Source organism: Desulfovibrio sp. OH1186_COT-070 (assembly GCF_003860215.1).
Classification (GTDB): domain Bacteria; phylum Desulfobacterota; class Desulfovibrionia; order Desulfovibrionales; family Desulfovibrionaceae; genus Desulfovibrio.
This window is the reverse complement of record NZ_RQYH01000058.1, coordinates 1-4,408: the sequence shown is the minus strand read 5'-3', so window position 1 is coordinate 4,408 and position 4,408 is coordinate 1. Positions and strand designations below refer to the sequence as shown.

The 4,408-nt window shown below is 58.0% G+C and carries 5 protein-coding genes; all 5 read left to right on the top strand.

Features of this window, described 5'->3' with window-relative positions:
* The coding region (locus tag EII23_RS11450; protein ID WP_148091259.1) for a dicarboxylate/amino acid:cation symporter at window positions 1-1,075 on the top strand (1,075 nt) is incomplete at its 5' end.
* Between the two features lie 9 nt (window positions 1,076-1,084).
* On the top strand, window positions 1,085-1,789 hold the full coding sequence (locus EII23_RS11445) for an aspartate/glutamate racemase family protein (protein WP_124793484.1): 705 nt from the start codon (window positions 1,085-1,087) through the stop codon (window positions 1,787-1,789).
* 28 nt (window positions 1,790-1,817) lie between these two features.
* On the top strand, window positions 1,818-2,834 hold the full coding sequence (locus tag EII23_RS11440) for a D-cysteine desulfhydrase (protein ID WP_124793483.1): 1,017 nt from the start codon (window positions 1,818-1,820) through the stop codon (window positions 2,832-2,834).
* Between the two features lie 38 nt (window positions 2,835-2,872).
* The gene (locus EII23_RS12985; protein WP_185702387.1) at window positions 2,873-3,019 is read left to right on the top strand and encodes a hypothetical protein; all 147 of its coding nucleotides are present in this window, start codon (window positions 2,873-2,875) and stop codon (window positions 3,017-3,019) included.
* A gap of 18 nt (window positions 3,020-3,037) precedes the next feature.
* Entirely contained in the window at window positions 3,038-4,270 is a 1,233-nt protein-coding gene (locus EII23_RS11435) for a cysteine desulfurase-like protein (RefSeq protein WP_124793482.1), read from the top strand.
* Window positions 4,271-4,408 lie beyond the last annotated feature (138 nt).

The following is a 4,408-nucleotide window of genomic DNA, read 5'->3' as shown; positions in this document are numbered from 1 at the left end:
TTTGCCAACCCGCCAAGCTGTCGGCGGATTTCATCCGCAATCGCCAGCTTTAGCTGTTTCCGATACCACCGGCTTTAGCCGGTGGAGCATTCATTTTGCCACCACTGCCGTGGCCATTGTCATCGGCCTTGTTTTGGCAAATATCGTCCAGCCGGGTCTGGGGCTGAACCTTTCCGTGGAAAATCTCAAGGCCAGAGAAGCTGTGCCCCCTTCCCTCTCGCAGGTTCTTCTGAACATTGTGCCCGTCAATCCTGTGGAAGCCCAGAGCAAGGGCAACATGCTGCAAATCATCTTTTTTGCCGTTCTGCTGGGTTTTTCCATCAGCTATTGCGGGGAGAAGGCCCGCACTGTGATTTCCTTTTTTGACGGAATGTCGGAAGTGATGGTCCGGCTCACCACTATTGTCATGATCTACGCTCCTGTGGGCGTGTTCGGGTTGATGGCCTTTACCGTGGCCTCGCACGGCCTGGGGGTGCTGCTGCCGCTGCTCAAGCTGCTGGGGGCCATGTACGCGGCCTGCCTTTTTCAAATCCTTTTGGTGTACCTACCTCTGGCGCGTTGGAGCGGCCTTGCGCCAAGTTCTTTCATGCGCGGGCTCAGTGAGCCTCTGTTCATCGCCTTCACCACCTGCTCCAGCGCTGCGGCCCTGTCTTCCAACATGATGAGCGTACGCAAGATCGGAGCCTCGCGCAATGTTGCGGCATTTTCCATCCCCCTGGGCAATACCATCAATATGGACGGTGCTGCCATCTATATGGGCGTTACAGCCATTTTCGCCGCGGAGGTCTACGGCATTCCCATGCCGCTGGGTACACAATTGACGGTAGTTCTCATGGGTATGCTTGCCTCCATCGGATCCATGGGCGTGCCTGGCGCAGCCCTGATCATGGTGACCATGGTCTTCACCCAGGTGGGCATTCCGCTGGAAGCCGTTGCCTTGGTGGCCGGCATAGACCGGATCATGGACATGGCGCGCACCACCATCAATGTCCTCGGCGATGCCACGGGCGCGATCTTTGTGTCCCGGCTGGAAAACGAACTGTCGCCCGCGCAGGATGCAAATCCCGAAAAGTGAGCCGTGGCCATGAAGGAAAAAACAGCGGGCATTCTCGGCGGCATGGGGCCGGAGGCGACCATTGACCTCATGCGGCGGATTCTGGAGGCGACGGAGGCGCATGACGATGCGGATCATGTGCGCTGCATTGTGGACAACAATCCCAAGATTCCCTCGCGCATCAAGGCCCTGATCGAAAAAACCGGAGAAAGCCCCGCTCCCTGCCTTGCGGACATGGCGCGCGGCCTGGAGGCCTGGGGAGCGGACTTTTTGTGCATTCCCTGCAATACGGCACACCACTATTATCCCGATGTGCAGAAGGCGGTGCGTATTCCGGTGCTGAACATGATCGAGCTCACCGCGCAGGCGGCCGCCCGTCTCGCCCCCGGAGGGCTTGTGGGCATTGCGGCTTCGCCCGCGGTGCGCCTGACCGCCCTCTATGATGGGCCGTGTGCGGCGCACGGCCTGCGCGTGCTTTATGCCGATGCGCCCAACGAGGAAAACCTGTTGCGCGTCATACGGCAGGTCAAGGCGGGCAATACCGGGGCCGAAGTGTCCGCGGCTTTCGGAGGCAGCCTCAGGCACTTGGCGGAGCGGGGAGCGGATGTGCTGGTCATTGCCTGTACCGAACTGGGCATTCTGGATGTTCCGGGTGATCTCCGCGTTCTGGACGCAGCCCGGGTGCTTGCGCAGGGCGTGGTGGATGCGGCAAAGGGGCGCATACCCTTGGCCTGAAGAATAAAAATCAAAAGGAGAGACAGATATGAATCTGAGCAGGTTCCCCCGCAGGGGGTATGTGAAAGAGGCCACCCCCGTGGAGTTTTTGCCGGCCTTCAGCAAGGCTCTGGGGGCAGGAGTGGACATATGGATCAAGCGCGATGACCTGCTGCCGGGAACCAGCGGCGGCAACAAGACCCGCAAGCTGGATTTTTCCATTGCCGATGCCCTGGCCTGCGGCGCGGACACCATCATTACCTGCGGCGCGGTGCAGTCCAACCACTGCCGCCTGACTCTGTCCTGGGCGGTCAAGGAAGGGCTGGACTGCCATCTGGTTCTGGAGGAGCGCGTTCCGGGCAGTTACAGGCCGGAGGCGTCCGGCAACAATTTTCTGTACCAGCTCCTTGGGGTGAAGAGCATTGCCGTGGTGCCCGGCGGCAGCCCCATGATGCAGGAAATGGAGAAACTGGCGGACAGTCTCCGCCAGCAGGGCCGCAAGCCGTACATTGTGCCCGGCGGTGCTTCCAATGCGGTGGGCGCGCTGGGCTATGTGCAGTGCGCCCAGGAGCTGATGCAGCAGATGTTCGAGCAGAACCTGTCTTTTGACCATATGGTGGTGCCCAGCGGCAGCGCCGGAACCCACGCGGGTTTTCTGCTGGGAATGCTGTCCTGCCACATGGATATCCCGGTCACGGGCATCGGCGTGAACCGGAAGAAGCCCGTGCAGGAAGAGGCCGTATACACGCTCATGCGCGAAACCGCGGCTCTGGTCGGGGTGGACATGGACATTCCGCGCAGTGCCGTGGTGGCCTATGACGATTATGTGGGGCCGGGCTATTCCCTGCCCACGGACGCCATGGTGGAGGCGGTCACGCTGCTGGCCCGCACAGAAGGCATTCTGCTGGATCCGGTGTATTCGGGCAAGGCCATGTCGGGCCTCATGGATCTCGCGCGCAAAGGCCATTTTGAAAAGGGATCGCGGGTGCTCTTTCTGCACACCGGCGGTTCACCAGCGCTGTACGCCTATCTGGAAACCTTTCGCGGAGGCTGGGAAGGGAAATAGGCCAGCCAGGCATATAGATGCCCGGCCAGGAGAGAGACATGACCGAAGCACAACCCTGCAGCCTGCATGATACGCCCCTGACGGCTCCATGGCTTGTGGGCCTCACGCTCAACTGTTGTGGAGCCGGACTTTCGCAGTTGGAAAACTCCGCTAAAACAGCAAGCTTCTCCATTCCGACATCTTGAACGAAAAGGAGCATACCCATGACTGGTGTTTATCCGATTCAGAAGATAAGAGGCCTGTTCCCGGCCTTGCGTCGGCTTCATAACGGCAGAAAAACCGTTTATCTGGATGGTCCTGGTGGTTCACAAGTAGTGTCCACGGCCATTGCGGCTATGACCAACTACATGCGCCGTGGGGTCGCCATTGCGCATGGCAAGTTCCCAAGCAGCGAAGAAACAGAAGATATTATCAAGGCCGCCAAAGTGTCCCTGGCAGACCTGCTTGCCTGTGCACCCAATGAAATCGCATTCGGAGCCAACGCCACCTCCAACATGTTTGCCGTATCCCGGGCTTTGTCCCGAAGCTGGAATCCTGGTGACGAAATCGTTGTTTCGGAGATGGATCACCATTCACATATTGACACATGGAAACTTGCTGCCCGCGACCGGGGAGTAACGGTTCGCCATTTGCCTGTGGACCCGGAAACGCTGACGCTCGACCTGAGCAAGCTGAACGTTCTTGTCAATGGCAATACCAAACTTGTGGCCGTAGGATATGCCTCCAATGCCATTGGAACCATCAACGATGTTGCTCGCATTTCCCGGCGTTGTCGTGAGGTTGGTGCGCTGCTTTCTGTGGACGCTGTTCACATCGCTCCACACAGGGTTATCAATATGGACGCCCTCGGGGCAGATATGCTGTTCTGCTCCGCACACAAATTTTTTGGTGGACACCTCGGTATCACGGCAATCCGTAAAGAGGTATTTGATACCCTTGATACCTATCGACTGCACCCGGCTCCCTCCACTGCTCCCGAAAAGCTCGAAACCGGGACACAGAGCCATGAAGCCATCGCCTCCATAGTGCCCGCCGTAAACTTCATCGCCGGACTTGGTACAGGTTCCACGCGCCGTGAGCGCCTCATTTCGGGCTTTGCCCGCATCGAAGGACACGAAAACCTCCTTGCTGCCAAGGTCCGGCAGGAGTTTGCGGATATTGCCGGTCTGACGTTGTATCAGTCCGAAGGACCAAAAACACCGATAGTGTCCTTTACGTTGGCTGGACGCCAACCTGGTGATGTGTGTCGTGAACTGTGTGACAGATACGGTATTTTTTCCGCAAACGGTATCTTTAATGCACAGACACTGGCTCATCGACTTGGAGTAGACCGTCTGGGCGGATGGATTCGTGTGGGGTTCGCTCCCTACAACACGAAAGAAGAAGCAGAGCTTCTTGTCCGGGGTGTGCGCGAACTGTCTGTAGTGTGGTCATGAAATTGTGTGATGTGCCGCCTCCAGAAAATTGAGGGAATCCAGGCAGTGTAGTCACGAAATTGTCTAAATTTTCATTTTGTGGCACAGTTCGCTTGTCTTCAACCGTAAGCGAGGAACATATGCCCACAGCAGCCCACA

Bases quoted from the DNA above. Each gene is read 5' to 3' on its own strand.
- EII23_RS11445 (WP_124793484.1), top strand. From the start codon at position 1,085: ATGAAGGAAAAAACAGCGGGCATTCTCGGCGGCATGGGGCCGGAGGCG.
- EII23_RS11440 (WP_124793483.1), top strand. From the start codon at position 1,818: ATGAATCTGAGCAGGTTCCCCCGCAGGGGGTATGTGAAAGAGGCCACC.
- EII23_RS12985 (WP_185702387.1), top strand. From the start codon at position 2,873: ATGACCGAAGCACAACCCTGCAGCCTGCATGATACGCCCCTGACGGCT.
- EII23_RS11435 (WP_124793482.1), top strand. From the start codon at position 3,038: ATGACTGGTGTTTATCCGATTCAGAAGATAAGAGGCCTGTTCCCGGCC.